This window comes from Bacillus vallismortis (genome assembly GCF_040784915.1).
Lineage (GTDB): Bacteria > Bacillota > Bacilli > Bacillales > Bacillaceae > Bacillus > Bacillus subtilis_G.
Genome location: NZ_CP160797.1, coordinates 367,656 through 394,015 on the forward strand (window position 1 = coordinate 367,656; position 26,360 = coordinate 394,015).

Consider the following 26,360-nt stretch of genomic DNA (forward strand, 5'->3'; position numbering starts at 1 on the left):
TTTTTATTTTCTCTTGATTTTAATCGCTGAACCGATCAAAATAAATAGTAATTATTACGATTTGTTGAGAGGGGTTTTCTGATTGAATCAACACACGCTGCTGCCGGAAAAACCGGAGCGTCTTCAATACTTTGGGTCGGTCAGTCCGATGAAAGGCGAAAAACCTGTAGAAAAAGAGAAAATGAAGGATTTGCAAAATATCAGGAAGGATTATTTTTTTGACATTCAGCATGTAGGTGTCGCTAATGTGTCCCATCCGGTCACAATCACTTCTGCCATGGCGCCTGCTGAGCAAACAACGGCTGCGAACTTTACAATGACTTGTGATTTGCGGAGAAATCAAAAGGGAATCAACATGAGCCGGTTAACAGAGCTGCTGCAAGTCTATCATCAAAACGGCTGGGTTCTCTCATTTTGCTCTCTTCAGCAATTTACGAAAGAGCTTGCAGAAAATATGGGTCAGTCATCAGCTTCAGTCGAAGTGAGGTTTCCATGGTTTTTCGAACGGAAAAGTCCGAAGCTTGAGAAATCGGGCCTGATGCATGCTGACATATTGATGTCTGTCACCTATCAAGAAGATCAGCCGTTTGAACAGCGTGCCGGCATCTCAGCGAAAGTAACGACCCTTTGCCCCTGTTCCAAGGAAATCAGTGAATACAGTGCTCATAATCAGAGGGGAACAGTCAGCATTTGGGTTGATATTCATCAGGCTGCATCGCTGCCAAGCGATTTTAAAGCCGATTTGCTTGACGCCGCGGAATCAAATGCCTCCGCGAGACTGTATCCGGTGCTGAAGCGCCCTGATGAAAAAGCCGTAACGGAAACGGCGTATGAAAACCCGAGATTTGTTGAGGATCTCGCCCGGCTGATTGCCGCTGATTTGTATGAGCTTGAATGGGTGTCAGCCTTTGAGATTGAATGCCGCAATGAAGAATCGATCCATCTCCACGATGCCTATGCGAAGCTGCGTTTTTCGAAACAGGTGGATCAAATATGAAACTCTCATTATTCATTGCTGCGGTCCTGATGCCGGCCTGCCTGCTGTCAGCCTGCTCTGGCCATGCGGAAGAACACGCAAGTGCCGATACAAAGAAAACGGAAGAACAAGTAAGCGCTGATAAGAAGAAAATGGAAGAGCACGCAACGTCCGATCAAAAAACAGAAAAAACAAGCATTGATTGGACAAAGCCTTCAGGCGGTGAATACCCGGATATCAAGCAGAAGCATGTCTGGATTGATGTGGATGTGAAAAAGCAGAAGGCTTACATCAAAGAAGAAAGCAAAACCCTATATACAATGATTGTCTCGTCAGGACTTGATCAAACAAAGGATGACGCTACGCCAAAGGGCACCTTTCATATCGAACCTGAACGGGGAGAATGGTTTTTCTCCGAAGGATATCAGGAAGGCGCGGAATACTGGGTCTCATGGAAAAACCATGGCGAATTTTTATTTCACAGCGTGCCAATGACAAAGGATAAAAAAGTCATTGAAAAAGAAGCTGAAAAACTAGGAACGAAAGCATCTCATGGTTGTATCAGGCTGACCATCCCGGATGCGAAATGGATATATGAAAACATCCCTGGCCATACGAAAGTTGTGATCAGCTGAATGGAAAGGTGGTTGACAAAAATGAAAAAAGAACATACGATTTAAATCGTAACAATTACGTTTTGAAAAGAGGGGATTCTCTCATGTATAAATGGCTGATCATTGGCGGTGGCATCCAAGGCTCAACCTTGGCTGTGCATCTGGTGAAAAGCGGAAAGGCAACAATTGAGGATCTTGCCATCATTGATCCTCATGAACGGCCTCTTGAATGCTGGAAACGAAACACAGCCCGCATTCAGATGAAATATTTGCGCTCTCCTTCGGTTCATCACGTAGACACAGAGCCGTTCAGCCTGCAAATGTATGCGGATAAAAGCCAATGGCCGGAAGTGTTTTTCGGTAGATATAAGAGGCCCTCGCTGTCGCTCTTCAATGAGCACTGCGAGACTGTGCTGGACGAGTTACATATTGATCGAGCGTGGAAAACAGGCATGGTGACAAATTTGAGAAGGAAAAATGGGTTATGGGAAGCGGAGACAGATGCCGCTGGAACACTCACGGGGGAACGAGTGGTTTTAGCCATGAGTTTTTCTCATCAGCCTTCTTGGCCGGAGTGGGCAAAACCATTTCAGAATGACGGCATTTATCATGTGTTTGACAGAGACGTGTATGATGTTAGGGATGAAAGTGTGCAAATCGCAATTGTGGGTGGAGGGATAACGGCGGCTCATTACGCCATAAAACTCGCGGATGACGGGCATGATGTCACGATGCTAGTGAGGCATCCGTTCCGAATCTATGACTTTGACAGTGATCCGGGCTGGCTTGGTCCGAAATATATGAAAGCATTCAGTAAAACGTCAGACTATCAAAAGAGAAGGCAATGGATCACAAGCGCGAGACATCGCGGCTCTTTTCCAAAGGACATTTCAAGAACGCTTGCTGTCTATAGGGAAGAGGGCAGAGTAAAAGTTATTCAGGATGACATTGATTCTTGCCAAAAAACAGTTGACGGTAAGATACAGATACACGGTAAGAACAGCGAATCGCTATACGAATATGAGCGTATCGCACTGGCAACAGGTTTTACTTCGGACATCAGCCGGTTCGAGTGGGTACAGAGAGCGGCGGAAGCGGAGCAATTGCCGTATGCAGGCTGCGGTTTTCCGATTGTCGGCCAGGATTTGCAATGGGGAAAAGGATTATACGTAATGGGAGCCTTGGCTGAATTAGAAATCGGGCCGACAGCGAGAAATATTTCCGGAGCGCGAAAAGCTGCTTACACCATTGCACATACGGCGAAGCATACAATTTAAATCGTAATCATTCTATTTTATAAGGAGGACATTACCATGAAAAAAATTCCGGTTACCGTACTGAGCGGTTATCTTGGAGCGGGAAAAACAACATTGCTGAACAGCATTTTGCAAAATCGCGAAGGCTTAAAAATAGCAGTCATCGTCAACGATATGAGCGAGGTGAACATTGACGCGGGTTTGGTTAAGCAGGAAGGAGGCCTTTCCAGAACCGATGAGAAGCTTGTGGAAATGTCAAACGGCTGTATTTGCTGTACGCTTCGCGAAGATTTATTAATTGAAGTCGAGAAGCTGGCGAAGGAAGGGCGGTTTGATTATATCGTCATCGAATCAACGGGAATCAGCGAACCGATTCCGGTGGCCCAGACTTTTTCTTATATCGATGAAGAGATGGGAATCGACCTTACAAAATTCTGTCAGCTGGATACGATGGTGACAGTGGTTGATGCCAACCGTTTTTGGCATGATTACCAGTCAGGCGATAGCCTGCTGGACCGCAAAGAAGCATTGGGAGAAGGGGATGAAAGAGAAATTGCCGACCTCTTGATCGACCAAGTCGAGTTTTGTGATGTTCTGATCTTAAATAAATGTGATTTGGTCAGCGAGCAAGAGCTCGAGCAGCTTGAAAAAGTTCTTCGCACACTGCAGCCTAGGGCAAAATTCATTCGATCCGTCAAAGGAAATGTAAAACCGCAGGAGATTTTGCATACAGGATTATTTAACTTTGAGGAAGCGAGCGGATCGGCCGGCTGGATTCAAGAGCTGACTGCGGGTCATGCGGAACATACCCCGGAAACAGAAGAGTACGGCATCTCTTCATTTGTGTATAAGAGACGTTTACCGTTTCATTCCACACGGTTTTATCGCTGGATGGATCAAATGCCAAAGAACGTGGTTCGCGCCAAAGGAATCGTCTGGTGTGCATCTCATAACAACCTTGCTTTGCTGATGTCGCAAGCCGGGCCGTCCGTTACGATTGAGCCTGTATCCTATTGGGTGGCGGCGCTGCCTAAGCTGGAACAGGAGCAAGTCAAACAGCAGGAACCGGAAATTCTGGAGGACTGGGATCCGGAATTCGGTGACCGACTGACACAGCTAGTGTTGATCGGAACAGATTTGGATGAAGAAGAGATTACGAAAGAGCTTGATCAATGCCTGTTGACTGAATATGAATTTGATTCAGATTGGTCGCTGTTTGAGGACCCGTTCAAGTGGAAGCTGAATCAATAGAAACAGCGTGTTGGCAACCCCCGCATTCGTTGTCAAGCCTGCGCGCCGGTGCTCACATTAAAAAAGATCAGCGTCTAAATGCTGGAGCGTCCTGCTCAAACGCCGCTGTCACCGACTTCAAGGGTCTGAAAAGAAAACAAAATCCTAAAACGAAAACCGTTTTAGGATTTTGTTAATAATCTGAAAGCCGTCTCCTGCGGAGCGGCTTTTTTTAATGAAACGTTTGTTTAAACATAATGAGCGTATTTCTTCTCAAGGATATTTTGAAAAGCTGCCGCTGCTGAGCAGATGGCCCAATAGATGAGAGCGGTCAGAATATACATGGTCATGTAATCAAACTCTCTGCCGCCGATGATTTTCGCATGCTGGAGCAATTCCGGCACTGTGATCATCGCAGCGAGAGAGGACGCTTTGATTAAGTCAAGCAATACATTGGCAAGCGGAGGCAGCGCAATACGGATCGATTGCGGCAAAATAATGCCCCTCATCGTCTGCCAATAGGAAAGGCCGAGCGAGGATGCGGCTTCCCACTGTCCTTTTTCAACGGATGAAATGGCTGAACGGTTAATTTCCGCAATGTAGGCGGCGCTGTTAAGGCTAAAGCCGATTAAAGCGGCCGTAACAGCGGAAAATTCAATGCCGATATAAGGAAATCCAAAATAAAGGATAAACAAGATGACCAAGATCGGAACGCCTCGCATAAAGGAGATATAGAGCTTCGCCGGCCATCTTAACAAGCCAAGTGTAGACATTCTGGCGAGTGATATGAACAGGCCGATCGCCGTTCCCGCAAACATGCTCACAAAAGAGATGAGCAGCGTGTATCCAATGCCTTGTATGACATAAGGAAACGATTCAATCGCCAGCTTCGTGTTGAAAATATATTCCCACTGAATACTATTTATCATGGCGTCCGATTACAAATCAACGTCCTGAACGTCGACATCCAGTTTCTTTGATACATCTGCTTTATTGAAGAATTGTTTCGAGAGCTTAGTCAAAGTGCCATCTTTGCTCATCTCTTTCAGTGTTTCGTTCATCTTTTTCTGAAGTGCCGCATTGCTTTTTTTCATGACAAGCGCCTGTTGATTCGGCATGTACTTGATGTCCGGGTGGATCGTAATGTTGAGATCCGGGAATGCTGCGAGCGCAAGTGTCTGCAGGTAATAGTCGTTTAAAATGACATCAGTGCGTCCGTTGGCAACATCTTTTAAATACTGCTCGTTGGTCGCATTATCATATATCACTTCTTTGGCGCCGTATTTTCTCGCTACATCCATGTAGACAGTTGTAGCCGCGCCAGCCGCTTTCTTCCCTTTTAAATCCTTAAGGGTTTTAATCCCTGATAAATCGTCTTTTCGGACAATTGCTGTGCCATATGAATATTTATATGGAGTGGAAAACGCAAACTTCTTCTCTCGGTCTTTCGTTACGTCGATGTCATTTGCGGCTGCGTCAACCTGGCCGCTGTTGACAGCTGTCAGCATCCCGTCAATGCCCATCTCCTTAAATTCAACCTTCAGTTCCAAGCGTTTTGCCGCTTCGCGAACAACTTCAACCTCGTAGCCCGTCAGCTTATCGGAACCAGAATCGGTTTCGTGATAAGAAGTGGGATAAAGCGTACCGGATGTAGCGACAACGATCTTCCCTTTGTCTTTAATCTGATCCCAGCCTGTATCCTTGGAATCGGCTTCATTTTTGCCGGAACAAGCTGCCAATATAAGAAAGAAAGCCATTGTGAAACTGAATATAACGGCTTTTGATTGCATGAATGATTTCACCTTTGTTTCCCCCAATCTGTTAATCAACTAAAAAGATAGCATTGAACATAGAGGGTTGCAATATGTTGATGACGTTTTCAAAAAGTTCGAATTGTGTATACAAAAGCGTTTTGGCGTTTAAATGCGGTGATGAAAGGAAGGGGGATAAAAAAGGAGTTGTTCAAGGATGAATGCATTGACATACCAAGGGAAAGAGCATGTTGAGCTGATCTCAGGCCATTATACGTATCCGCACCGATGTGCCGGGCATCCGTCATTCATCTGCTGCCACTGCTGTATGACATGGGGAAGAAGTATGAAATCGGTCTCCCGGATAAAGTTAAATCTTGCTGATGCTCCTAAGGCATATGTTATAGTCGATAAGAAAGAAGATGGAACATCAAAGTCATATTGAAGACATAATGGGGAGTCAAATTGAATATTTACAAACCAGCAGGATTCTGGATCAGACTGGGAGCTTCATTGCTGGATTATATGATTGTCTCGGTGCCTCTTTTGCTGATCTATTGGCTGATTACAGGAAAAGACCCGAACGACAGCATGTTCATCAGCTTGATTGTTCTGCTGTACTCTATTTTGCTGCCTGTGTTTTGGAACGGCTACCTTATCGGAAAAAGAATCTGCGGTATCAGAATCGTAAAAAAAGACGGATCACAAGTCAGTCTTCTAACGATGTTTTTGCGAGTTATTGTTGCCGGTCTGGTTTACGGCATCACCTTCGGACTCGGCTTGATCGCCAGCCTGATTCTGATCGGCGTGCGAGAAGACAAACGGACACTGCATGATTTAATCTCGGGAACGTATGTCACTTACGCGGCACCGGGTGAAGAAGAACTTTATACTGGACGAACAGATCGGAAAGAGCGAATAATGGTTCGCTCTTTTTATTTTGGATGCATAAAAAATTCAATGCAGCAAAACATATGAAAAATAGGATTGGAGGAATAAATTGGATGAAACGAATGAAAAACAACATCATCACAATGTTCATCGCTGTGGCTGTCATTTCTTTGTCCGGTACAGCTGAAGCGGCTGAAAAACAGCAGCAGCCACCCGCAAATGTCAAACTGACAGAACAGGAAAAGAAAGAAATTGAACAGCTCGAAGCAGACATACTCAAAAAGCGCAAAGACGTTATTTCAAAGTACGTACAATACGGTGTCCTGCCTAAAGAAAGAGGAGAACACATCAAAAATCACATGGACAAACACTTTGAAATGATGAAACAAAACGGCTTTGTTCCAAAGGCTCACCCCCATCCGCATAAATTTGAAAAAAGACATTAAGACGGTAAGCATCCAAGGGGAATTGGGTGCTTTTTTATTGTGAAAAAGCTGCTAGTAATCAATAAGTGTAATTTTAGAAAGTAGTATCGTAGTTATAATTTATATCGTATAATACGATATAAAGGGGTGTGTATGATGGAAATGGATTTCATAGCTAAACTAAATCAGCAGTGGACAGATATTTATTATTCATTACATTACAAACATAAAGAAAATATTTCTCACCAGGCAATACGTCTTATGCAGCATATTGAAAAGCAAGGCGAATCAACAATAGGTGCTTTGGCTGAATACTTGTCTGTCTCTCATAATACAGCGTCAGAGCATACTAAACGTTTAATTCAAAAGGGATTTGTAGCTAAACGGCGAAGTCACCAAGATGAACGAAAGGTTTTAGTTTTCTTAACACAAGAAGGAAGCTCTGTTCTTGAACAGCATACACAGCTAGATAAAGAGAAGTTAAAAGAAATCATTGAACGAATGAGCACATCAGAAAAGGAATTACTTGAACAGGCCTTTGAACTTTTAAGTAAGGAAGCTAAACAATGGCAGTTTTAAGCAAAGTAATCATCTCAGCGTTGATTATCGGTTTTGTTACTGAAATATCAAAAAGACATCCGACCTATGGAGGGATTATTGCCGCTTTACCCTTGGTCAGTTTATTAAGTCTTTTTTGGATGCAAGTACAGGGGGGAAAAACAGCTCAATTAAGTCAATTTGCATCGGGTGTGCTTACTGGAATCCCTGCTACAGTTTGTTTACTCGCTATTTTGGCGTTTTTGCTGAAAATACATGTGCCGTTCTGGTTAGCGTTATGCGTTGGAATACTAGGATGGGTTGTGTTTTTATGGATACAGAAGATTTTTCTCAATATATTATGTAACTGAGTGATAGAAAGGAGATGCCATGTTTTTAAAAAAGGTTACTCTTCTTCGAGATAAGATTTCGGACTTTGACAGATTTCCTTTTTCTATCCCGGCTATAAGTCAATTAAATGAAGTTTTATTTACTAGCCAAGTGACTTTTTTTGTGGGGGAAAATGGATCTGGTAAATCTACTTTGCTTGAAGCGATAGCGGATAAGTGTGAATTCAATACAGCGGGAGGAAGCCGAAATAATCTCTATGAATTACAGGAGTCAGACTCTCTTTTAGGAGATTACATACGCTTATCTTGGCTTCCAAAGGTAACAAATGGCTTCTTTTTAAGAGCTGAATCGTTTTATCATCTTTCTCTTCATCTTGATGAGATGGAAAAAGATGCTCCGCAGCCATACCGTTCTTATGGAGGGCGGCCGCTGCACAAGCAATCACATGGAGAGTCTTTTATGTCTCTATTCCGTCATCGTTTTAAAGAAAAATCGATTTATCTTTTAGATGAGCCGGAAGCGGCACTTTCTCCGGCTAGGCAGCTCGCTTTTTTGAGAGTTGTATATGATTTGGTGAAGGGTGGAAATGTACAGATGATCATTGCGACTCACTCTCCGATCCTGTTGGGATATCCCAATGCTAATATTTTAAGCTTTGATGGTGGAAGAATACATCATACAGAGTATGAGAATACAGAACATGTTCAATTAACACGATATTTTCTTGGACAAAGAGAAAAAATATTGGCTGAGCTGTTCCGCGATTAACATCGAGTTGATATGAAACGCGTTTCATAACCTATGATAGGTTTATCAAATAGTTCAGGAGTGATAAACACTATGATCCACCAGCATCCAGAATCTTTTCCGAAACATTTTTTGTGGGGCTCTGCTTCTGCAGCGTACCAGATTGAAGGCGCTTGGAACGAAGAAGGCAAAGGCCCTTCTGTTTGGGACGTGTTTACAAAAATACCGGGCAAAACGTTTAAAGGAACCAACGGCGATATTGCGGTTGACCATTATCACCGTTATAAAGAAGATGTCGCTCTGATGGCTGAGATGGGCTTAAAAGCGTATCGATTTTCCGTCAGCTGGCCGCGGATTTTTCCAAAAGGAAAAGGGGAGATCAATGAAGCGGGCCTAGCGTTTTATGATCATTTGATTGATGAATTGCTTTCTCATAACATCGAGCCGGTTCTGACTTTATATCACTGGGATTTGCCTCAGGCGCTTATGGACGAGTATGGCGGTTTTGAATCAAGAAACATCATAGAGGACTTTAATAACTACTGTATTACTCTTTATAAGCACTATAGAGACAGAGTGAAATACTGGGTTACGTTAAACGAACAGAACTACAATTTTAATCACGGCTTTATTACAGCCATGCATCCGCCTGGAGTGAAAGACAGAAAACGTTTTTACGAAGCAAACCACATTGCGTTTCTGGCAAATGCGAAAGCCATTGAATCTTTTAGGGAATATGTTCCTGAAGGCAAAATTGGTCCGAGCTTTGCTTATTCGCCAGCTTATCCTCTATCAAGCCATCCAGAGGATATACTGGCATTTGAAAATGCTGAAGAATTTATGAACAATTGGTGGCTGGATATGTACAGCTGGGGAACCTACCCGCAAATTCCTTTCCGTTATTTAGAAAAACAGGGCTGGGCACCAACAATCGAAGCGGGAGATATGGAGCTGCTTGCGAAAGGGACGCCTGATTTTATAGGTGTCAATTATTATCAGACCATCACCTATGAACGAAATCCGCTTGATGGTGTGTCTGAAGGGAAAATGAATACAACAGGCCAAAAGGGGACCAATCAGGAAACAGGGATACCCGGGGTATTCAAAACGAAAAAAAATCCGCACCTGACAACGAGCAACTGGGATTGGACAATTGACCCAATTGGATTGCGTACCGGCCTTCGCCGCATTACAAGCCGTTATCAGCTTCCAGTGTTTATCACAGAAAACGGTTTAGGTGAGTTTGATAAGGTTGAAGACGGTACTGTGCTGGATGATTATCGAATCGATTATTTGCGTTCGCATCTTGAGCAATGCAGACAAGCCATCAGCGACGGTGTCGATGTGATCGGCTATTGCAGCTGGTCATTTACTGATCTGTTAAGCTGGCTGAACGGCTACCAAAAAAGATACGGATTCGTTTATGTCAATCGCGATGAAGAACATACACATGATTTAAAACGCTTGAAGAAAAAAAGCTTTTATTGGTACCAGAATTTGATTAAGACGAATGGAGAAAGTTTATAAAGAGTCCCTGAGAGTCATTCTCTCAGGGCTTTTTCATTACACAGAAACAGCATCAATAATATAAGTGTCGGCATGAAAATCTGACCTCTCAGCCGGTACAGTCCAGCATGTCAATTGATAGTCTCCTTTAGGAAGATCAAAGGACAGCCTTTTAGACATAATACTTTCAATTTGAATTCCGTTCTCTGTGACATGAAAGGGAACAGTCACTTTTTTTTCGTAGGAGTCTACAGTTTCTGAACTGTTAAGACGCAAAAGAATAAAGGCCTTTGCATTTCTCTGCGCTTCAAAGGAAATGGCTCCGTCCGCCGAAGCATATCCTTTTTCAATGGCTTCGTCAGTCCAATCCATTACAGGAGGTGCAGAATCCTTTTGAAATACAGTAAATTGATGATATGAAATCGACAGTTCTTGCGGCTTCCATGACTTGATCAATGTGCTGTTCCTCCTCTTTTAACATATTTACTGAATTGCGAATAAAACCTTTGTGCCGTCGGGATAATCGGTAAGCTGATGCCCAACCCAAGAGCCTGCACCGCGGTTGTCAGCGGGAGAAATATATTCTACAGAAGCCCCCTCACCGCCTTCTTTGCACATGGCCATTGGCCATTCATCTCTGTCATACCCCGTTTTAGGAGGTACGTCTTTTAATGATTGCTCGCGGCGTTCTTCAGCTCCGTCTCTGTCGATGGTGCACACATCTGAGTGCCCCTCATTTATCGCATCCTTAATATGTTTGGCTGTTTCGGGATAACGGTTGGAAGGGAGGGCGATTGTTTCGTCATATTCTTTCGTTTGAGACGTTTTTTGATCAGTTGGGAAAAAGTCCCCCTTTATCAGGCCGACAACTGCAGCTGCTATGACGACGATGACGAGAAGTAAAGTTTTTATGATGTCCATCGTGATGTTCACCTCCCGCTTTTAGCAACTTTAAAACTGACCCAAGAGTAATCCAGAAAGCGTTTGGTGTAAAGGTTGAAAAATTTTGTTTTACACTCATTTTATTGCTGAAATTGTAATTTTAGCAGGTCGAAATATTTGTTTTTAGTAATATACTGTTTCTAATTTACAATAATGATACTGAGTCATCGGCCGTTTTCAGGTTGATCAATCATATTAAATTGGCTTATGATACCGGTAAGCTCCTCAGCTAATTGGGATAGCGTTTCAGAAGCGGCAGTAATCTCTTCCATTGCAGCAAATTGCTCTTCTGTTAGTGCAGCCGCCTGCCGGGTATTTTCTGTAGATTCTTTTATGTCAGCCGTATTGGCTGCAAAGGAATCGTTTATGCTATGCGCACTGGCTGAAATGTTTGATACCGATGCTGATAAATCACTAATCTCGGCGCTGATTTCACCTGTTGCGGCTGCAATTTCCTTAAATGCATCTCTGGTGCGGTGAATCATAGTGACACCTTCTGCAGCCTCTGTTTTCACATGCTCAACAGATCTAGCAGATAGGTTCATATCATTTTGTATTTCTGTAACCAGTTTTGAAATCTGTCCCGCAGATTGTTGAGATTCTTCCGCTAATTTACGTACTTCATCGGCAACAACTGCAAAGCCTTTGCCATGTTCACCGGCTCTGGCAGCTTCAATCGCTGCATTTAGCGCAAGGAGGTTTGTCTGATCGGCAATTTGGGTGATGACGGATAAAATGTGTTCAATTTGTTTAGAGCGGCCGTCCAGCTGCTGTATGATTTCTCCGCTTTTCTGAATCGAATGGTGAATCGCATCCATTTGTGCCTGTACATTTAGAATTTCCTTTTGCCCAATGTCGGCTTTTGTTTGCGCAAGCTGTCCTTTGTCAGCAATTGCAGCCGTATTTGAAGAAATATCCCGGATGTCTGCTGAAGCTTGTTTTAGTGAGCTTTCACTGTTTTCAATTCGGTTGATCTGATGCTGAGCCCCGTTTGCAATGTGCTGTACAGCCTCTGTGATCTTTTCTGAAGCTTGATTTGTTTCCTCTGCTCCGGCTGAGAGCTGCTGAGAGGCGGATGCAAGCTGAAGGGCTGATTGCTGCACAGTCTGGATGGTATCGTTCAGTTTCATTCTCATCTTATTGTAATAGACGCTGAGTTCTGATAGCTCGTCACCGGATCGGTCTGACACCTCTATTGTCATATCTCCGTTTCCGGCGCTTTCAAAGGCGAATTTTAAAGTGTTCAGCCGCTTATTGATCCTTCTGGTGAAAAGCAGGACAAGGATGACTGATACAATAATGACGATAACAAGAACGATAGCGAATTGAGTGAAGAGTGATTGCGTAAGTGATGCTAAAATGCTTTGATTGGCTCCTGTATACAGCATGCCGATGATATTCCCGTTTTGATCTTTTAAAGGCATGTATGCCGTCTGATAAGAAGAGCCTGCTACGTCTGCTTGTCCGTAGAATCGTTTTCCATTCTTTAAAACAGCGTCAGTAACTTCATTAGAAGCCTGAGTGCCAACAGCTCTTTCGCCGTTCTTCATGACATTGGTTGCAACACGAGTATTTCCTTGGAAAATAGTAACGGTATCACCTGTTTTTTCGCCAAGCAGATCAACGATATCTTCATTTCCGTTGATTAGTGTTTGCCCTTTATAAAGCTCATTGTTTCTTACATGCCAGTCCCCTGAAATGACATCATCAATATAAACGCTGCTTAAAGCGAGATCGCCTTTCGCTTTTTCAGTCGCCATTTGTTTCATGCTGTCTGTAATGTCCTTAAGCATTACAGTACCGACTGATATCGAAAACAAAAGAATAATCACGAAAACGAGACAGAGAATTTTAGTTCCGAGCTTAAGCTTTAGTTGTTTTATCAACATAATTCCTCCTTTTTATGATTTGTGGGTCATATTACTTATCGGGTTTTTGGATCTATAGGTTTATTTTTAGAAAATATAAAAACCGGCCTGATCGCCAGGCCGGTTGTGTAACACTATTCTAGGTTTGCGTGGTAAGTGAACATGGTTTCAGAATTGAGTCCTTTTTTCTCCATGAGTTTTAAAATCACTGCATCATAGAATAGCAGTAAAGTTTGCTCAAATAATGAACCCATTGGCTGAATGGTTTTATCGCTTCCGTTTGACCGGTCTTTAGGAGAACCGGGCATTTTAACGATGAGATCCGCTTGTTTGCCAATGCTTGATTCCGGATTGATGGTTAAAGCGGCAACAGCCCCGTGTAAGCTTTTTGCTTTTGCTGCTGTATGGATCAGGCTCTTTGTCTCGCCTGATCCTGAACCGATAATGACGAGATCTCCTTTGCGAAGCGGGGGAGTGAGAATCTCACCGACGATATGAGCGTTGAAGCCCATGTGCCTCAATCTCATTGCGAAGGATTTTGCCATCAGGCCAGACCGCCCCGCTCCCGCAGTGAAAATTTGATTGGAAGAGAGAATGTGATCGGCAAGCTGATCTGCTTCTTCATCAGAAATATAAGCCGCTGAACGGTGTAACTCGTTAAGAATTTCCGTTACGTATTCAGTCGTTTTCATATCATTATCCTTGGGCAATAAGCTGCTTCATTTTTGAAGCTGTTTCCGCTTTATCGGCTGCGCTTGTAATTCCGCCCCCAACAATGACAAGGTCAGGCTTTTGTTTGACCACTTCTGGCAATGTATCAATTTTGATGCCGCCCGCAATTGCGGTTTTTGCGTTTTTAACGGTATTTTTGATAGTCGTTAATTCTTCGAAAGAGTTTTTGCCCTCTGCTTGAAGATCATATCCAGTGTGGACGCAGATGTAGTCAACACCGAGTGCGTCAATTTCTTTCGCACGGGATTCAATATCTTTTACGTTAATCATGTCCACTAAGATTTTCTTCTTCTGTTTTTTAGCTTCTTCTACTGCTCCTTTAATTGTTGCATCGTCTGTAGCCCCTAAAACGGTGATGATGTCAGCGCCTGCTTCCGACGCTTTCATGATCTCGTATCCGCCGGCATCCATGATTTTTAGGTCTGCTAGAACCTTCAATTGCGGAAATGCCTCTTTTACTTCTTTAACGGCTCTGAGGCCTTCATTAATGACAACCGGTGTTCCGATCTCTACCACGTCGATGTATTGTTCCACTTCTTTGACGAGCTCGATGGCTTCCGGGATATTTACGAGGTCTAATGCTAGCTGTAATTCCATTGTTGATCCACTCCCTTTTCGAATTATTTTTCATTCTATAGGTTCTCTCTTTTGATGAGAAGTAGGCACTTTAAAGTCAACTAGTTACTTGGAGGATACTATGAGAAGAGGCAATCAGATTACTTTCGCTTGGTTTTATGAGTGAGTATAATAAAAAGGAGTCTGCAAAAAAGTAAGTAAGTGATGATACGTATCTAACATATAAAAAGTATGCTAAGGGGGGATTACTTTTGAGCCGGATGGACGACAAAAAGTTTAACTGTGAGAAGGAATTAACGCTTGCAGTGATCGGCGGTAAATGGAAAATGCTCATTTTGTGGCATTTAGGAAAAGAAGGTACAAAACGGTTCAATGAATTAAAAGCTTTGATTCCTGATATTACACAGAAGATCCTCGTGAATCAGCTGAGAGAGCTTGAGCAGGATATGATTGTTCACAGAGAAGTGTATCCGGTTGTCCCGCCGAAGGTTGAATATTCCTTGACCCCGCAAGGAGAAAGCCTGATGCCTATTCTTGATGCGATGTATGAGTGGGGGAAAGGTTATATGGAATTGATTGATATCGATAAAAATGTCATTAAGGAATCATTGTAAGGCGCTCTTCGCAGGGGTGTCTTTTTTTTTTGCCTGTTTTTCGGTTTTTGCGCGGTAACAGATGGGATGTAAATAATTGTAAATGACTTTCAGCAAATAAAGGAATTGAAAGGAGCAATACGTTTTAAGAATTTTTATTTTTCTGTAAATAATGTTAAGTGGAAATTGTTGCGGCATCACGCAAAAATATCCCAGTAAATAAACTGGAATCTTTCGGTATCCCGCATGAAACTTTTCACCTATTTTTCGGTGATAAAAACATTTTTTTCATTTAAAGTGAACGGTAGCAATGTAAAAAAATATTGAAAACAATGAATAAATAGCCAAAAATGTTTCGGGTTAGGATGAAGGGTTTTGCGGTCTTTATCCGCTTGTGTTAAACACTGCAAAGATGATTGATGGCAGCCGTTTTGATAGCGGCAATCTGTTTTTTGTTTGGATGCACTGCTTTTTAAGCGTAGTACTTTGGGCTTTTTCGGCTGTTAGTTCATAAGAATTAAACGCTTATATGGTTAAGAAAGGGAAATACGCTGCACATGTTCACTGCTTATTGAAGATTAGGGGAGGTATGACAATATGGAAATAACTTTTTACCCTTTAACGGATGCGCAAAAACGAATTTGGTATACAGAAAAATTTTATCCTCATACAAGTATTTCAAATCTTGCGGGGATTGGTAAGCTGGTTTCAACTGAAAAGGTTGACTGGGTGCTGGTTGAGCAGGCGATTCAAGAGTTTATCCGCAGAAATCACGCCATGCGCCTTCGTTTGCGGCTCGATGAAAATGGGGAGCCTGTTCAATATATAAGCGAGAATCGGCCTGTTGATATAAAACATACTGACACCACTGGAGATTCGAATGCGATAGAGTTTATTTCACAATGGAGCCGGGAGGAAACAAAAAAGCCTTTGCCGCTGTACGAGTGTGACTTATTCCGTTTTTCCACCTTCACCATCAAGGAAAATGAAGTGTGGTTTTACGTAAATGTTCATCATGTGATTTCTGATGGGATTTCTATGAATATTCTTGGAAATGCGATTATGCGCATTTATTTAGAATTAGCGGGCCGCTCAGAAACAAACGAAGGAATCTCGCATTCATTTATCGATCATGTTTTATCTGAACAGGATTATGCTCAATCAAAGCGGTTTGAAAAGGACAAGGCGTTTTGGAACAAGCAATTTGAAACGGTGCCTGAACTTGTTTCTCTAAAAGGGAATGCTTCCGGTGGAGGGAGTTTAGATGCTGAGAGGTTCTCTAAGGATGTGCCTGAAGCGCTTCATCAGCAGATCCTATCGTTTTGTGAGGCAAACAAGGTCAGTGTTCTTTCAGTGTTTCAATCGGTGCTTGCCGCCTATTTGTACAGAGTCAGCGGCCAGAATGATGTCGTGACGGGAACCTTTATGGGCAACCGGACAAATGCGAAAGAGAAGCAGATGCTTGGCATGTTTGTTTCCACAGTTCCGCTCCGGACAAACATTGACGGCGGGCAGGCGTTCTTAGACTTTGTCAAAGACCGGATGAAGGATCTCATGAAAACACTTCGTCACCAAAAGTACCCGTATAACCTCCTGATCAACGATTTGCGTGAAACAAAGAGCTCTCTGACCAAGCTGTTTACGGTTTCTCTTGAATATCAGGTGATGCAGTGGCAGAAAGAAGAAGAACTTGCCTTTTTGACTGAACCGATTTTCAGCGGAAGCGGATTAAATGATGTTTCGATTCATGTAAAGGATCGATGGGATACTGGGAAGCTTACCATTGATTTTGATTACCGCACTGATTTGTTTTCACGTGAAGAAATCAACATTGTTTGTGAACGCATGATTGCGATGCTCGAGAATGCGTTATCGCATCCAGATCATACAATTGATGAATTAACGCTGATTTCTGAAGCGGAAAAAGAGAAGCTCTTTGCGAGGGCCGGCGGTGAACCTGTCAGCTATCGCAAGGGCATGACGATTCCAGAGCTGTTCCAAGAACAGGCTGAACTGCTTTCTGATCACCCGGCTGTTGTTTTTGAAGATCGAACATTGTCCTATCGAACGTTACATGAACAATCTGCACGCATCGCCAATGTGCTGAAACAGAAAGGGGTTGGCCCGGACAGACCTGTCGCGGTTCTGATTGAACGCTCTGAACGGATGATTACGTCTATCATGGGGATTTTAAAGGCCGGCGGAGCCTATGTGCCAATTGATCCCGGATTTCCGGCGGAACGCGTGCAATATATTTTGGAGGACTGCGGGCCGGATGTCATCCTGACTGAATCGGGGATTGCGGCTCCTGCAACTGATGCTGAGCTGATTGATTTTGATCAGGCGATTGCGGAAGGTGCAGACGAAATTCCGGCTGCTGATATAAACGCACGGAACCTTGCCTACATTATTTACACATCGGGAACAACCGGACGTCCGAAAGGCGTTATGATCGAGCATCGCCAGGTCCATCACTTGGTTGAATCTTTGCAGCAGACGATTTACCAAAACGGCAGCCAAACGCTGCGGATGGCATTGCTTGCGCCGTTCCACTTTGATGCGTCAGTGAAGCAGATTTTCGCGTCGCTTCTTTTGGGACAGACTCTTTACATCGTACCGAAGAAAACAGTGACGAACGGGTCTGCGCTTGCCGCGTATTATCGCAGGCACAACATTGAGGCAACGGACGGGACACCGGCCCACCTGCAAATGCTGATAGCGGCGGGCGATCTCAGCGGCCTCAAACTGAAGCATATGCTGATCGGAGGAGAGGGCCTATCGTCTGTTGTTGCGGACAAGCTGCTAAAGCTGTTTAAAGAAGCAGGCGCGTCGCCGTGTTTGACCAATGTGTACGGGCCGACTGAAACGTGTGTTGACGCGTCCGTTCATCCGGTTATCCCGGAGAGTGCTGTTCAATCAGCGTATGTGCCGATCGGGAAAGCGCTGGGGAATAACCGCTTATATATTTTAGACCAAAAAGGCCGGCTGCAGCCGGAAGGCGTGGCGGGCGAGCTTTACATCGCTGGCGATGGTGTCGGCCGAGGCTATTTGCATTTGCCTGAATTGACGGCTGAAAAGTTTTTACAAGATCCATTTGTGCCAAGCGATCGCATGTACCGGACCGGAGACGTGGTGCGCTGGCTGCCAGATGGAACAATCGAATATTTAGGAAGAGAGGATGACCAAGTAAAAGTCCGTGGATACCGGATTGAACTTGGGGAAATTGAGGCTGTGATTCAGCAGGCGCCGGACGTTGCGAAAGCCGTTGTTTTGGCACGTCCTGACGAACAGGGAAATCTTGAGGTTTCCGCATATGTTGTGCAGAAGCCTGGCAGCAAATTTGCTCCGGCCAGCCTGCGGGAACATGCGGCCAGACAGCTTCCTGACTATATGGTGCCGGCTTACTTTACTGAAATGACAGAAATCCCGCTCACGCCAAGCGGCAAAGTCGACCGCCGCCAGCTGTTTGCACTAGAGGTGAAGGCGGTCAGCAGTACGGCCTATACGGCGCCGCGCAATGAGACGGAGAACGCAATCGCAGCCATTTGGCAGGACGTGCTGAATGTTGAGAAGGCGGGGATCTTTGACAATTTCTTTGAAACGGGCGGCCATTCATTGAAGGCCATGACGCTTTTAACAAAGATTCATAAGGAAACAGGCGCTGACATTCCGCTTCAATACTTGTTTGAGCATCCGACGATTGCGGCTCTTGCAGAGGAAGCCGAACACAGAGAAAGCCGGACATTTTCAGCGATTAAACCTGCGGAAAAACAGGAGTATTATCCGCTTTCGTTGGCACAGCAGCGAACTTATATCGTCAGCCAGTTTGAGGATGCGGGTGTCGGTTACAACATGCCGGCGGCAGCGATTTTGGAAGGACCTTTAGAGGTTCAAAAGCTGGAGCGCGCATTTCAGGGGTTAATCCGCCGCCACGAGTCTTTGAGGACATCATTTGTTCTTGAAAACAGCACGCCGAGTCAGAAAATTCATGACAGCGTCGATTTCAACATCGAGGTGATTGAAAGAGGCGGCCGATCCGAAGAGGCAATAATGACTTCATTCGTACGGAGATTTGATCTGGCGAAAGCGCCGCTGTTCAGAATCGGCTTGATGGAGCTTGAAGAGAACCGTCATATGCTTCTGTTTGACATGCATCATTTGATTTCTGACGGTGTGTCCATCGGCATTATTTTGGAGGAGTTAGCACGGATATACAAAGGCGAACAGCTTCCTGAACTTCGTCTTCAGTATAAGGACTACGCCGTGTGGCAAAGCGGCCAGGCTGCTGAAGGATACCGGAAGGACGGGGCGTATTGGAAGGAAGTCTTTGCGGGCGAGCTTCCGGTGCTTCAGCTGCTGTCCGATTATCCGAGACCGCCTGTTCAAAGTTTTGAAGGGGATCGGGTGTCAATCAAGCTGGATGCGGGATTAAAGGATCGTTTAAATCGTTTGGCTGAACAAAATGGCGCCACGCTGTATATGGTGATGCTGTCCGCTTACTATACGCTTTTGTCAAAGTATACGGGACAGGATGACATCATTGTCGGAACGCCGTCAGCGGGCAGAAACCACTCTGATACAGAGGGCATTGTCGGGATGTTCGTCAATACGCTCGCGATACGCAGTGAAGTGAAGCAGGACGAGACGTTTACCCATTTGATCACGCGTGTCCGTAAACAGGTGCTGGATGCCTTTTCTCATCAGGACTATCCGTTTGAGTGGCTTGTAGAAGACTTGAACATTCCGCGTGATGTAAGCAGACATCCGCTGTTTGACACGATGTTCAGCCTTCAAAATGCGACAGAGGGCATTCCGTCTGTCGGCGATCTGGCCTTGTCTGTTCATGAGACCAACTTCAAGATTGCCAAATTTGATTTGACGGTACAGGCGAGAGAAACGGATGAAGGCATTGAGCTTGATTTGGACTACAGCACGAAGCTGTTTAAACAAAGCACGGCTGAAAGGCTGCTCAACCATTTTGCGCGTGTGCTTGAAGATGCCGCGGCTGAGCCTGAGAAACAGATATCTGAATACAAGCTTCTTTCTGAAGAGGAGGCTGCTTCGCAAATTCAGCAGTTTAACCCGGGAAGAACACTTTATCCGAAAGACAAAACGATTGTTCAGCTGTTTGAAGAGCAAGCAGCGAAAACGCCAAACTATCCTGCACTTCAATATGAAGGCGAATCACTCACTTATCGTGAGCTGAATGAACGGGCCAATCGTTTAGCCCGCGGAATTCTTTCTTGTGGAGCGGGAGAAGGAAGAACAGCGGCTGTCTTATGCGAGCGGTCAATGGACATGATTGTGTCGATTCTCGCGGTTTTAAAAGCTGGCTCGGCTTATGTTCCGATTGATCCGGAACATCCGGTTCAGCGGATGCAGCATTTCTTCCGCGACAGCGGAGCGAAGGTGCTTCTCACCCAGAAAAAATTAAAGGCTTTAGCAGAAGAAGCCGAATTTGGCGGCGTTATCGTACTTGCAGATGAGGAAGAAAGCTATCATGCTGATGCGCAAAATCTCGCACTGCCTCTTCAGTCAACGGCAATGGCCAACCTGACGTATACGTCAGGAACGACAGGGACACCAAAGGGAAATATCGTGACACATGCCAATATTCTGCGCACGGTGAAGGAAACGAATTATCTCAGTATTACAGAACAGGATACGATTCTCGGGCTTTCCAATTACGTGTTTGACGCGTTTATGTTTGATATGTTCGGTTCTTTGTTAAACGGAGCCAAGCTTGTGCTGATACCGAAAGAAACCGTTCTGGATATGGCTCGCCTGTCTCGTGTCATTGAGCGGGAGAACATCAGCATTCTCATGATTACAACGGCTTTGTTCCACCTGCTTGTCGACATGAATCCGGCGTGCTTGTCAACGCTGCGCAAGATTATGTTTGGCGGGGAGCGGGCTTCGGTTGAGCATGTAAGAAAGGCTTTGCAAACGGTTGGAAAAGGCAAGCTCCTTCACATGTACGGACCGTCTGAAAGCACGGTTTTCGCGACATATCATCCGGTTGATGAATTGGAGGAGCACACGCTGTCTGTACCGATTGGAAAACCGGTCAGCAATACGGAAGTATACATCCTTGACCGGGCGGGACACGCGCAGCCTGCCGGGATCGCCGGGGAGCTTTGCGTCAGCGGCGAAGGCCTCGTGAAAGGCTATTACAACCGTCCCGAACTGACTGAGGAGAAGTTCGTTCCACATCCGTTTACATCCGGCGAACGCATGTATAAAACAGGTGACCTTGCCAGATGGCTGCCGAATGGCGACATCGAATTTATCGGGCGGATCGACCATCAGGTGAAAATTCGCGGACAGCGCATCGAGCTTGGGGAAATCGAACATCAGCTGCAAACCCACGATCGCGTGCAGGAGACTGTCGTGCTTGCTGTTGATCAAGGAGCGGGAGACAAGCTGCTCTGCGCGTACTTTGTCGCAGAGGGAGAAATCTCATCTCAAGAGCTGAGAGAGCATGCGGCGAAGGATCTGCCGGCTTACATGGTTCCTGCGGTGTTTATTCAAATGGACGAGCTGCCGCTGACCGGAAACGGAAAAATCGACCGGAGAGCGCTGCCGCTTCCTGATGCCAGCGTCTCAAGAGGTGTGTCATATGTAGCGCCTCGAAATGAAACGGAACAAAAAGTCGCAAACATTTGGGAGCAGGTGCTTCAGGCTGAAAAGGTCGGCGTTTATGACCAATTCTTTGATATCGGCGGACATTCATTAGCAGGCATGAAGATGCTTGCCCTGGTTCATCAGGAACTGGGTGTTGAGCTGTCACTCAAAGATCTCTTCCAGTCACCGACGGTTGAGGGCTTAGCACAGGTGATTGTCTCTTCTGAAAAAGGGGCGGCCATCAGCATCAGCCCGGCAAAGAAACAAGATACGTATCCTGTTTCTTCACCGCAAAAACGGATGTACGTGCTCCAACAGCTTGAAGGAGCGCAAACGAGCTATAACATGCCTGCGGTTCTGCGCCTTGCAGGTGAGCTTGATGTTGAAAGGCTTAACAGCGTCATGCAGCAGTTGATGCAGCGTCATGAAGCCTTTAGAACCACGTTTGAAATAAAAAATGGAGAAACGGTGCAGCGGATCTGGGAAGAAGCTGAATGTGAGATGGCCTATTTCGAAGCCGCAGAAGAAGAGACAGAGCGGATCGTTTCTGAATTTATCAAGCCTTTCCAAATCGATCGGCTTCCGCTGTTCAGAATGGGGCTGATCAAGCTTTCCGAAACTGAGCATCTGCTGCTGTTTGATATGCACCATATTATTTCAGACGGAGCGTCTGTAGGCGTGCTGATTGAGGAGCTTTCGAAGCTGTACGACGGAGAAACCCTTGAGCCGCTCAGCATTCAATATAAGGATTATGCCGTGTGGCAGCAGCAGTTCATTCAGTCCGAGCTTTACAAGAAGCAAGAGGATCATTGGCTGAAGGAGCTGAACGGAGAGCTGCCAGTGCTGACGCTTCCGACTGACTGCAGCAGGCCTGCCGTTCAAACATTTGAGGGAGACCGCATTGCATTTTCATTAGAAGCAGGAAAAGCTGATGCTCTGCGCAGACTTGCAAAAGAAACGGATTCCACGCTGTACATGGTGCTTCTGGCTTCATACAGTGCGTTTTTATCGAAGCTAAGCGGTCAGCACGATATTATCGTCGGTTCACCTGTAGCCGGGCGCTCTCAAACAGACGTCAGCCGCGTTATCGGAATGTTCGTCAATACATTGGCGCTGCGTACGTATCCGAAGGGTGAAAAGACGTTTGCTGACTATCTCAGTGAAGTGAAAGAAACCGCGCTCAATGCTTTTGATGCGCAGGATTACCCGCTTGAGGACCTGATCGGAAACTTGCAGGTTCAGCGTGACACGAGCAGAAATCCGCTATTCGACGCCGTATTTTCAATGCAAAATGCGAACATCAAGGATCTGACGATGAAAGGGATTCAGCTTGAGCCTCATCCGTTTGAACGGAAAACGGCCAAGTTTGATATCACGCTGACGGCTGATGAAACGGACGGAGGGCTTACGTTCGTATTTGAATACAATACAGCGTTGTTTAAGCCGGAAACAATCGAACGATGGAAGCGATACTGGATGCAGCTTCTAGACGCGGTCACCGACAACCCGAACCAGCCGCTTTCCAGCCTGTCACTCGTCACCGAAACAGAAAAACAAACGCTTCTTGAGGCATGGAAGGGCAAAACATTGCCTGTGCCGACAGACAAAACTGTTCATCAGCTATTCGAAGAAACGGCTCAGCGCCACAAAGACCGCCCGGCTGTCACCTACAACGGCCAGTCGTGGACGTACGGCGAGCTGAATGCCAAGGCGAATCGTCTTGCCCGGATTTTGATCGACTGCGGTATCAGCGCGGATGAGCGCGTCGGTGTTCTCACGAAGCCGTCGCTGGAAATGGCCGCCGCGGTGCTCGGCGTCTTAAAGGCGGGGGCGGCGTTTGTGCCGATTGATCCTGACTATCCGGATCAGCGGATTGACTACATTTTACAAGACAGCGGCGTGAAGATTCTCTTGAAACAGGAAGGTATTTCAGTACCGGATAGCTTCTTGGGAGAGGTCATTCTTCTTGACGGCGACCGCACGATTCTGAGCCTGCCGCTTGATGAAAACGACGAGGAAGATCCGCTCACAGCTACAAAAACGGAGAACCTCGCGTACATGATTTACACGTCTGGAACGACCGGACAGCCGAAGGGTGTCATGGTCGAGCACCATGCGCTTGTGAACCTGTGCTTTTGGCACCATGACGCGTTCAGCATGACAGCGGAGGACCGCAGTGCGAAGTACGCGGGCTTTGGATTCGACGCCTCCATTTGGGAGATGTTCCCGACGTGGACAATCGGCGCCGAACTTCACGTCATTGATGAAGCGATCCGCCTCGATATCGTCCGCCTGAACGACTATTTCGAAACGAACGGCGTGACGATCACGTTCCTGCCGACGCAGCTGGCGGAACAGTTCATGGAGCTTGAGAACACGTCACTCCGCGTCCTCTTGACCGGAGGAGACAAGCTGAAGCGCGCGGTCAAACGGCCGTACACGCTCGTCAACAACTACGGGCCGACAGAAAACACAGTCGTCGCCACAAGCACAGAGATCAATCCCGAGGAAGACTCACTTTCCATCGGGCGTGCAATCGCCAATACGAGAGTATACATTCTCGGCGAGGGCAATCAAGTGCAGCCGGAAGGCGTGGCCGGAGAGCTTTGCGTAGCGGGTCGCGGGCTGGCACGCGGTTACCTGAACAAGGAAGACGAAACCGCGAAGCGGTTTGTCGCCGATCCGTTTGTGCCGGGTGAACGCATGTACCGCACCGGCGATTTGGTGAAATGGGTGAACGGCGGCATCTCGTACATCGGCCGGATCGACCAGCAGGTCAAGGTCCGCGGCTACCGGATCGAGCTCTCAGAAATCGAAGTCCAGCTCGCCCAGCTTTCTCAGGTGCAGGATGCGGCGGTGACAGCTGTCAAAGATAAAGGCGGCAATACAGCGATCGCGGCGTACGTGACACCGGAAACAGCTGACATAGAAGCACTGAAATCAGCACTGAAAGAAACCTTGCCGGATTACATGATCCCGGCGTTCTGGGTGACATTAAATGAACTTCCGGTTACGGCAAACGGCAAAGTAGACCGCAAATCCCTGCCTGAGCCGGACATCGAAGCGGGGAGCGGGGAATACAAAGCGCCGACAACCGACATGGAAGAGCTGCTTGCCGGCATTTGGCAGGACGTGCTCGGCATTCCGGAGATCGGTGTCAGTGACAATTTCTTCTCACTCGGCGGAGATTCCATCAAAGGAATCCAAATGGCGAGCCGCTTGAATCAGCACGGCTGGAAGCTGGAAATGAAAGATCTCTTCCAGCACCCGACAATCGAGGAGCTGACCCAATACGTGGAGCGTGCCGAAGGCAAACAGGCGGACCAAGGGCCTGTGGAAGGCGAAGCCATTCTGACGCCGATTCAGCGCTGGTTCTTTGAAAAGAACTTCACAAACAAGCACCACTGGAACCAATCGGTGATGCTTCACGCCGCGAAGGGCTTTGACCCTGAACGGGTGGAGAAAACGTTGCAGGCGCTGATTGAACATCATGACGCGCTCCGCATGGTTTATCGTGAGAAAACGAAAGAGGTCGTTCAATATAACAGAGGACTTGATGCTGCTTTAGCTCAATTGGAGATCATCCAAATTGAGGGCCAAGCGAAAGATCATGAAGACCGCATAGAGAGAGAAGCGGAACGGCTGCAAAGCAGCATTGACTTACAGGAAGGCGGCTTGTTAAAAGCCGGCTTGTTCCAAGCGGAAGATGGAGACCACTTGCTTCTTGCCATTCACCACTTAGTGGTAGACGGCGTGTCGTGGCGGATTTTACTGGAGGATTTCGCCGCGGTTTATACACAGCTTGAGCAAGGCAATGAACCGGTTCTCCCGCAGAAAACACATTCATTTGCGGAGTATGCGGAGAGATTGCAAGACTTCGCGAATTCCAAAGCCTTTTTGAAAGAAAAAGAGTATTGGAGACAGCTTGAAGAACAGACTGTCGCGGCAAAGCTTCCGAAGGATCGCGAATCTGGTGATCAGCGAATGAAACATACAAAGACAATCGAATTCTCGCTGACTGCTGAAGAGACAGAACAGCTCACCACAAAGGTGCATGAGGCATATCACACAGAAATGAATGATATTTTGCTGACGGCATTCGGATTGGCGATGAAGGAGTGGACAGGTCAGGATCGAGTAAGTGTTCATTTAGAGGGGCATGGACGTGAAGAAATCATAGAAGACCTGACCATTTCCCGCACAGTCGGCTGGTTTACGAGCATGTACCCGATGGTGCTCGATATGAAGCATGCGGATGATCTGGGCTACCAGCTGAAGCAAATGAAAGAAGATATCAGACATGTACCGAATAAGGGAGTCGGATACGGCATTCTGCGCTATCTGACGGCGCCGGAACACAAAGAAGATGTGGCGTTCTTGCTTCAGCCGGATGTCAGCTTTAACTATTTAGGACAGTTCGACGACATGTCGGACGCAGGCTTGTTCAAGAGATCAGAGCTGCCGTCAGGACAGTCGTTAAGCCCGGAAACAGAAAAACCGAACGCGCTCGATGTTGTCGGATATATCGAAAACGGAAAACTGACGATGTCACTGGCCTATCATTCTCTTGAGTTTCATGAAAAAACGATACAGACATTCAGCGACAGTTTTAAAGCCCATCTTCTCGGAATCATTAAACATTGCCTATCTCAAGATGGAACGGAACTGACGCCGAGTGACCTTGGCGACGACGATTTGACGCTGGATGAACTAGATAAATTAATGGAAATTTTCTAATAGA

General features: G+C 46.0%; 19 protein-coding genes and 1 pseudogene. 13 read left to right on the forward strand and 7 right to left on the reverse strand.

All coding sequences use genetic code 11. From position 1 onward, the window contains the following. The first annotated feature begins 82 nt into the window (after nt 1–82). From folE2 to zinU, 4 genes are all read left to right on the forward strand, one after another. On the forward strand, nt 83–997 hold the full coding sequence (folE2, locus tag ABZM97_RS01950) for a GTP cyclohydrolase FolE2 (protein WP_087993156.1): 915 nt from the start codon (nt 83–85) through the stop codon (nt 995–997). Continuing rightward, a complete protein-coding gene (locus ABZM97_RS01955) occupies nt 994–1,611 on the forward strand; it encodes a L,D-transpeptidase (RefSeq protein WP_253268810.1) in 618 nt (205 codons plus the stop codon). The genes folE2 and ABZM97_RS01955 overlap by 4 nt, the downstream gene beginning before the upstream one ends. 83 nt (nt 1,612–1,694) lie before the next feature. Beyond that, nucleotides 1,695–2,867 carry an FAD/NAD(P)-binding protein gene (locus ABZM97_RS01960; RefSeq protein WP_333516808.1) on the forward strand — a complete coding sequence of 391 codons (1,173 nt, stop codon included), beginning with the start codon at nt 1,695–1,697 and terminating at the stop codon, nt 2,865–2,867. 36 nt (nt 2,868–2,903) lie between these two features. Then, on the forward strand, nt 2,904–4,097 hold the full coding sequence (zinU, locus tag ABZM97_RS01965; protein ID WP_202328831.1) for a zinc metallochaperone ZinU: 1,194 nt from the start codon (nt 2,904–2,906) through the stop codon (nt 4,095–4,097). Nucleotides 4,098–4,324: 227 nt separating this feature from the next. Here the strand turns inward: zinU and ABZM97_RS01970 are convergent, their stop codons facing one another. Further along, nucleotides 4,325–5,005, reverse strand: coding sequence for an amino acid ABC transporter permease (locus tag ABZM97_RS01970; protein ID WP_087993160.1), 681 nt, complete (start codon nt 5,003–5,005; stop codon nt 4,325–4,327). A gap of 9 nt (nt 5,006–5,014) precedes the next feature. Next, nucleotides 5,015–5,878, reverse strand: coding sequence for a transporter substrate-binding domain-containing protein (locus tag ABZM97_RS01975; RefSeq protein ID WP_087993161.1), 864 nt, complete (start codon nt 5,876–5,878; stop codon nt 5,015–5,017). Between the two features lie 166 nt (nt 5,879–6,044). Between ABZM97_RS01975 and ABZM97_RS01980 the strand changes: the two genes are divergently transcribed. From ABZM97_RS01980 to bglC, 7 genes and pseudogenes are all read left to right on the forward strand, one after another. Then, complete coding sequence (locus ABZM97_RS01980) at nt 6,045–6,272, forward strand: hypothetical protein (protein ID WP_087993162.1); 228 nt, start codon at nt 6,045–6,047, stop codon at nt 6,270–6,272. Nucleotides 6,273–6,292: 20 nt separating this feature from the next. Beyond that, nucleotides 6,293–6,715 (forward strand): annotated as a pseudogene (locus ABZM97_RS01985) (RDD family protein); the annotation flags it as partial. Between the two features lie 116 nt (nt 6,716–6,831). Beyond that, nucleotides 6,832–7,164 carry a YckD family protein gene (locus ABZM97_RS01990; RefSeq protein ID WP_087993163.1) on the forward strand — a complete coding sequence of 111 codons (333 nt, stop codon included), beginning with the start codon at nt 6,832–6,834 and terminating at the stop codon, nt 7,162–7,164. A gap of 135 nt (nt 7,165–7,299) precedes the next feature. Continuing rightward, nucleotides 7,300–7,722 (forward strand): MarR family winged helix-turn-helix transcriptional regulator, encoded by a 423-nt coding sequence (locus ABZM97_RS01995; RefSeq protein WP_202328833.1) that lies wholly within the window; start codon nt 7,300–7,302, stop codon nt 7,720–7,722. Beyond that, the gene (locus tag ABZM97_RS02000; RefSeq protein WP_087993165.1) at nt 7,710–8,051 is read left to right on the forward strand and encodes a DUF3147 family protein; all 342 of its coding nucleotides are present in this window, start codon (nt 7,710–7,712) and stop codon (nt 8,049–8,051) included. The genes ABZM97_RS01995 and ABZM97_RS02000 overlap by 13 nt, the downstream gene beginning before the upstream one ends. A 19-nt stretch (nt 8,052–8,070) precedes the next feature. Further along, on the forward strand, nt 8,071–8,799 hold the full coding sequence (locus ABZM97_RS02005; RefSeq protein WP_087993166.1) for an AAA family ATPase: 729 nt from the start codon (nt 8,071–8,073) through the stop codon (nt 8,797–8,799). Nucleotides 8,800–8,871: 72 nt separating this feature from the next. Next, a complete protein-coding gene (gene bglC / locus ABZM97_RS02010) occupies nt 8,872–10,305 on the forward strand; it encodes a 6-phospho-beta-glucosidase (protein ID WP_087993167.1) in 1,434 nt (477 codons plus the stop codon). A gap of 36 nt (nt 10,306–10,341) precedes the next feature. On the opposite strand, the gene ABZM97_RS02015 is transcribed toward bglC, so the two are convergent. The 5 genes from ABZM97_RS02015 to hxlA form a co-directional block, all read right to left on the reverse strand. Next, on the reverse strand, nt 10,342–10,740 hold the full coding sequence (locus tag ABZM97_RS02015; protein WP_087993168.1) for a competence protein ComJ: 399 nt from the start codon (nt 10,738–10,740) through the stop codon (nt 10,342–10,344). A 27-nt stretch (nt 10,741–10,767) separates the two neighbouring features. Further along, nucleotides 10,768–11,217: a DNA-entry nuclease gene (gene nucA / locus ABZM97_RS02020; RefSeq protein WP_289346437.1), complete on the reverse strand. Its 450-nt coding sequence runs from the start codon at nt 11,215–11,217 to the stop codon at nt 10,768–10,770. A 173-nt stretch (nt 11,218–11,390) separates the two neighbouring features. Beyond that, nucleotides 11,391–13,115, reverse strand: a complete 1,725-nt coding sequence (tlpC, locus tag ABZM97_RS02025) for a methyl-accepting chemotaxis protein TlpC (protein ID WP_367387154.1) — start codon at nt 13,113–13,115, stop codon at nt 11,391–11,393. A 113-nt stretch (nt 13,116–13,228) separates the two neighbouring features. Continuing rightward, entirely contained in the window at nt 13,229–13,786 is a 558-nt protein-coding gene (hxlB, locus tag ABZM97_RS02030; RefSeq protein WP_087993170.1) for a 6-phospho-3-hexuloisomerase, read from the reverse strand. Nucleotides 13,787–13,790: 4 nt separating this feature from the next. After that, entirely contained in the window at nt 13,791–14,423 is a 633-nt protein-coding gene (gene hxlA / locus ABZM97_RS02035) for a 3-hexulose-6-phosphate synthase (protein WP_087993171.1), read from the reverse strand. 230 nt (nt 14,424–14,653) lie between these two features. Here hxlA and hxlR point away from each other — a divergent pair, with 230 nt between their 5' ends. Both hxlR and srfAA read left to right on the forward strand, forming a co-directional pair. Further along, on the forward strand, nt 14,654–15,016 hold the full coding sequence (gene hxlR / locus ABZM97_RS02040) for a transcriptional activator HxlR (RefSeq protein ID WP_087993172.1): 363 nt from the start codon (nt 14,654–14,656) through the stop codon (nt 15,014–15,016). A 576-nt stretch (nt 15,017–15,592) separates the two neighbouring features. Continuing rightward, complete coding sequence (srfAA, locus tag ABZM97_RS02045) at nt 15,593–26,356, forward strand: surfactin non-ribosomal peptide synthetase SrfAA (protein WP_367387155.1); 10,764 nt, start codon at nt 15,593–15,595, stop codon at nt 26,354–26,356. The last annotated feature ends 4 nt before the right edge of the window (nt 26,357–26,360 follow it).

What these genes read in the sequence shown, in the direction of transcription:
- ABZM97_RS02000 (WP_087993165.1), top strand. Translation starts at nt 7,710, where the DNA reads ATGGCAGTTTTAAGCAAAGTAATCATCTCAGCGTTGATTATCGGTTTT.
- tlpC (WP_367387154.1), bottom strand. Translation starts at nt 13,115, where the DNA reads ATGTTGATAAAACAACTAAAGCTTAAGCTCGGAACTAAAATTCTCTGT.
- zinU (WP_202328831.1), top strand. Translation starts at nt 2,904, where the DNA reads ATGAAAAAAATTCCGGTTACCGTACTGAGCGGTTATCTTGGAGCGGGA.
- ABZM97_RS01995 (WP_202328833.1), top strand. Translation starts at nt 7,300, where the DNA reads ATGGAAATGGATTTCATAGCTAAACTAAATCAGCAGTGGACAGATATT.
- ABZM97_RS02005 (WP_087993166.1), top strand. Translation starts at nt 8,071, where the DNA reads ATGTTTTTAAAAAAGGTTACTCTTCTTCGAGATAAGATTTCGGACTTT.
- ABZM97_RS01960 (WP_333516808.1), top strand. Translation starts at nt 1,695, where the DNA reads ATGTATAAATGGCTGATCATTGGCGGTGGCATCCAAGGCTCAACCTTG.
- ABZM97_RS01970 (WP_087993160.1), bottom strand. Translation starts at nt 5,005, where the DNA reads ATGATAAATAGTATTCAGTGGGAATATATTTTCAACACGAAGCTGGCG.
- ABZM97_RS01990 (WP_087993163.1), top strand. Translation starts at nt 6,832, where the DNA reads ATGAAACGAATGAAAAACAACATCATCACAATGTTCATCGCTGTGGCT.
- bglC (WP_087993167.1), top strand. Translation starts at nt 8,872, where the DNA reads ATGATCCACCAGCATCCAGAATCTTTTCCGAAACATTTTTTGTGGGGC.
- hxlA (WP_087993171.1), bottom strand. Translation starts at nt 14,423, where the DNA reads ATGGAATTACAGCTAGCATTAGACCTCGTAAATATCCCGGAAGCCATC.
- hxlB (WP_087993170.1), bottom strand. Translation starts at nt 13,786, where the DNA reads ATGAAAACGACTGAATACGTAACGGAAATTCTTAACGAGTTACACCGT.
- ABZM97_RS01980 (WP_087993162.1), top strand. Translation starts at nt 6,045, where the DNA reads ATGAATGCATTGACATACCAAGGGAAAGAGCATGTTGAGCTGATCTCA.
- srfAA (WP_367387155.1), top strand. Translation starts at nt 15,593, where the DNA reads ATGGAAATAACTTTTTACCCTTTAACGGATGCGCAAAAACGAATTTGG.
- ABZM97_RS01955 (WP_253268810.1), top strand. Translation starts at nt 994, where the DNA reads ATGAAACTCTCATTATTCATTGCTGCGGTCCTGATGCCGGCCTGCCTG.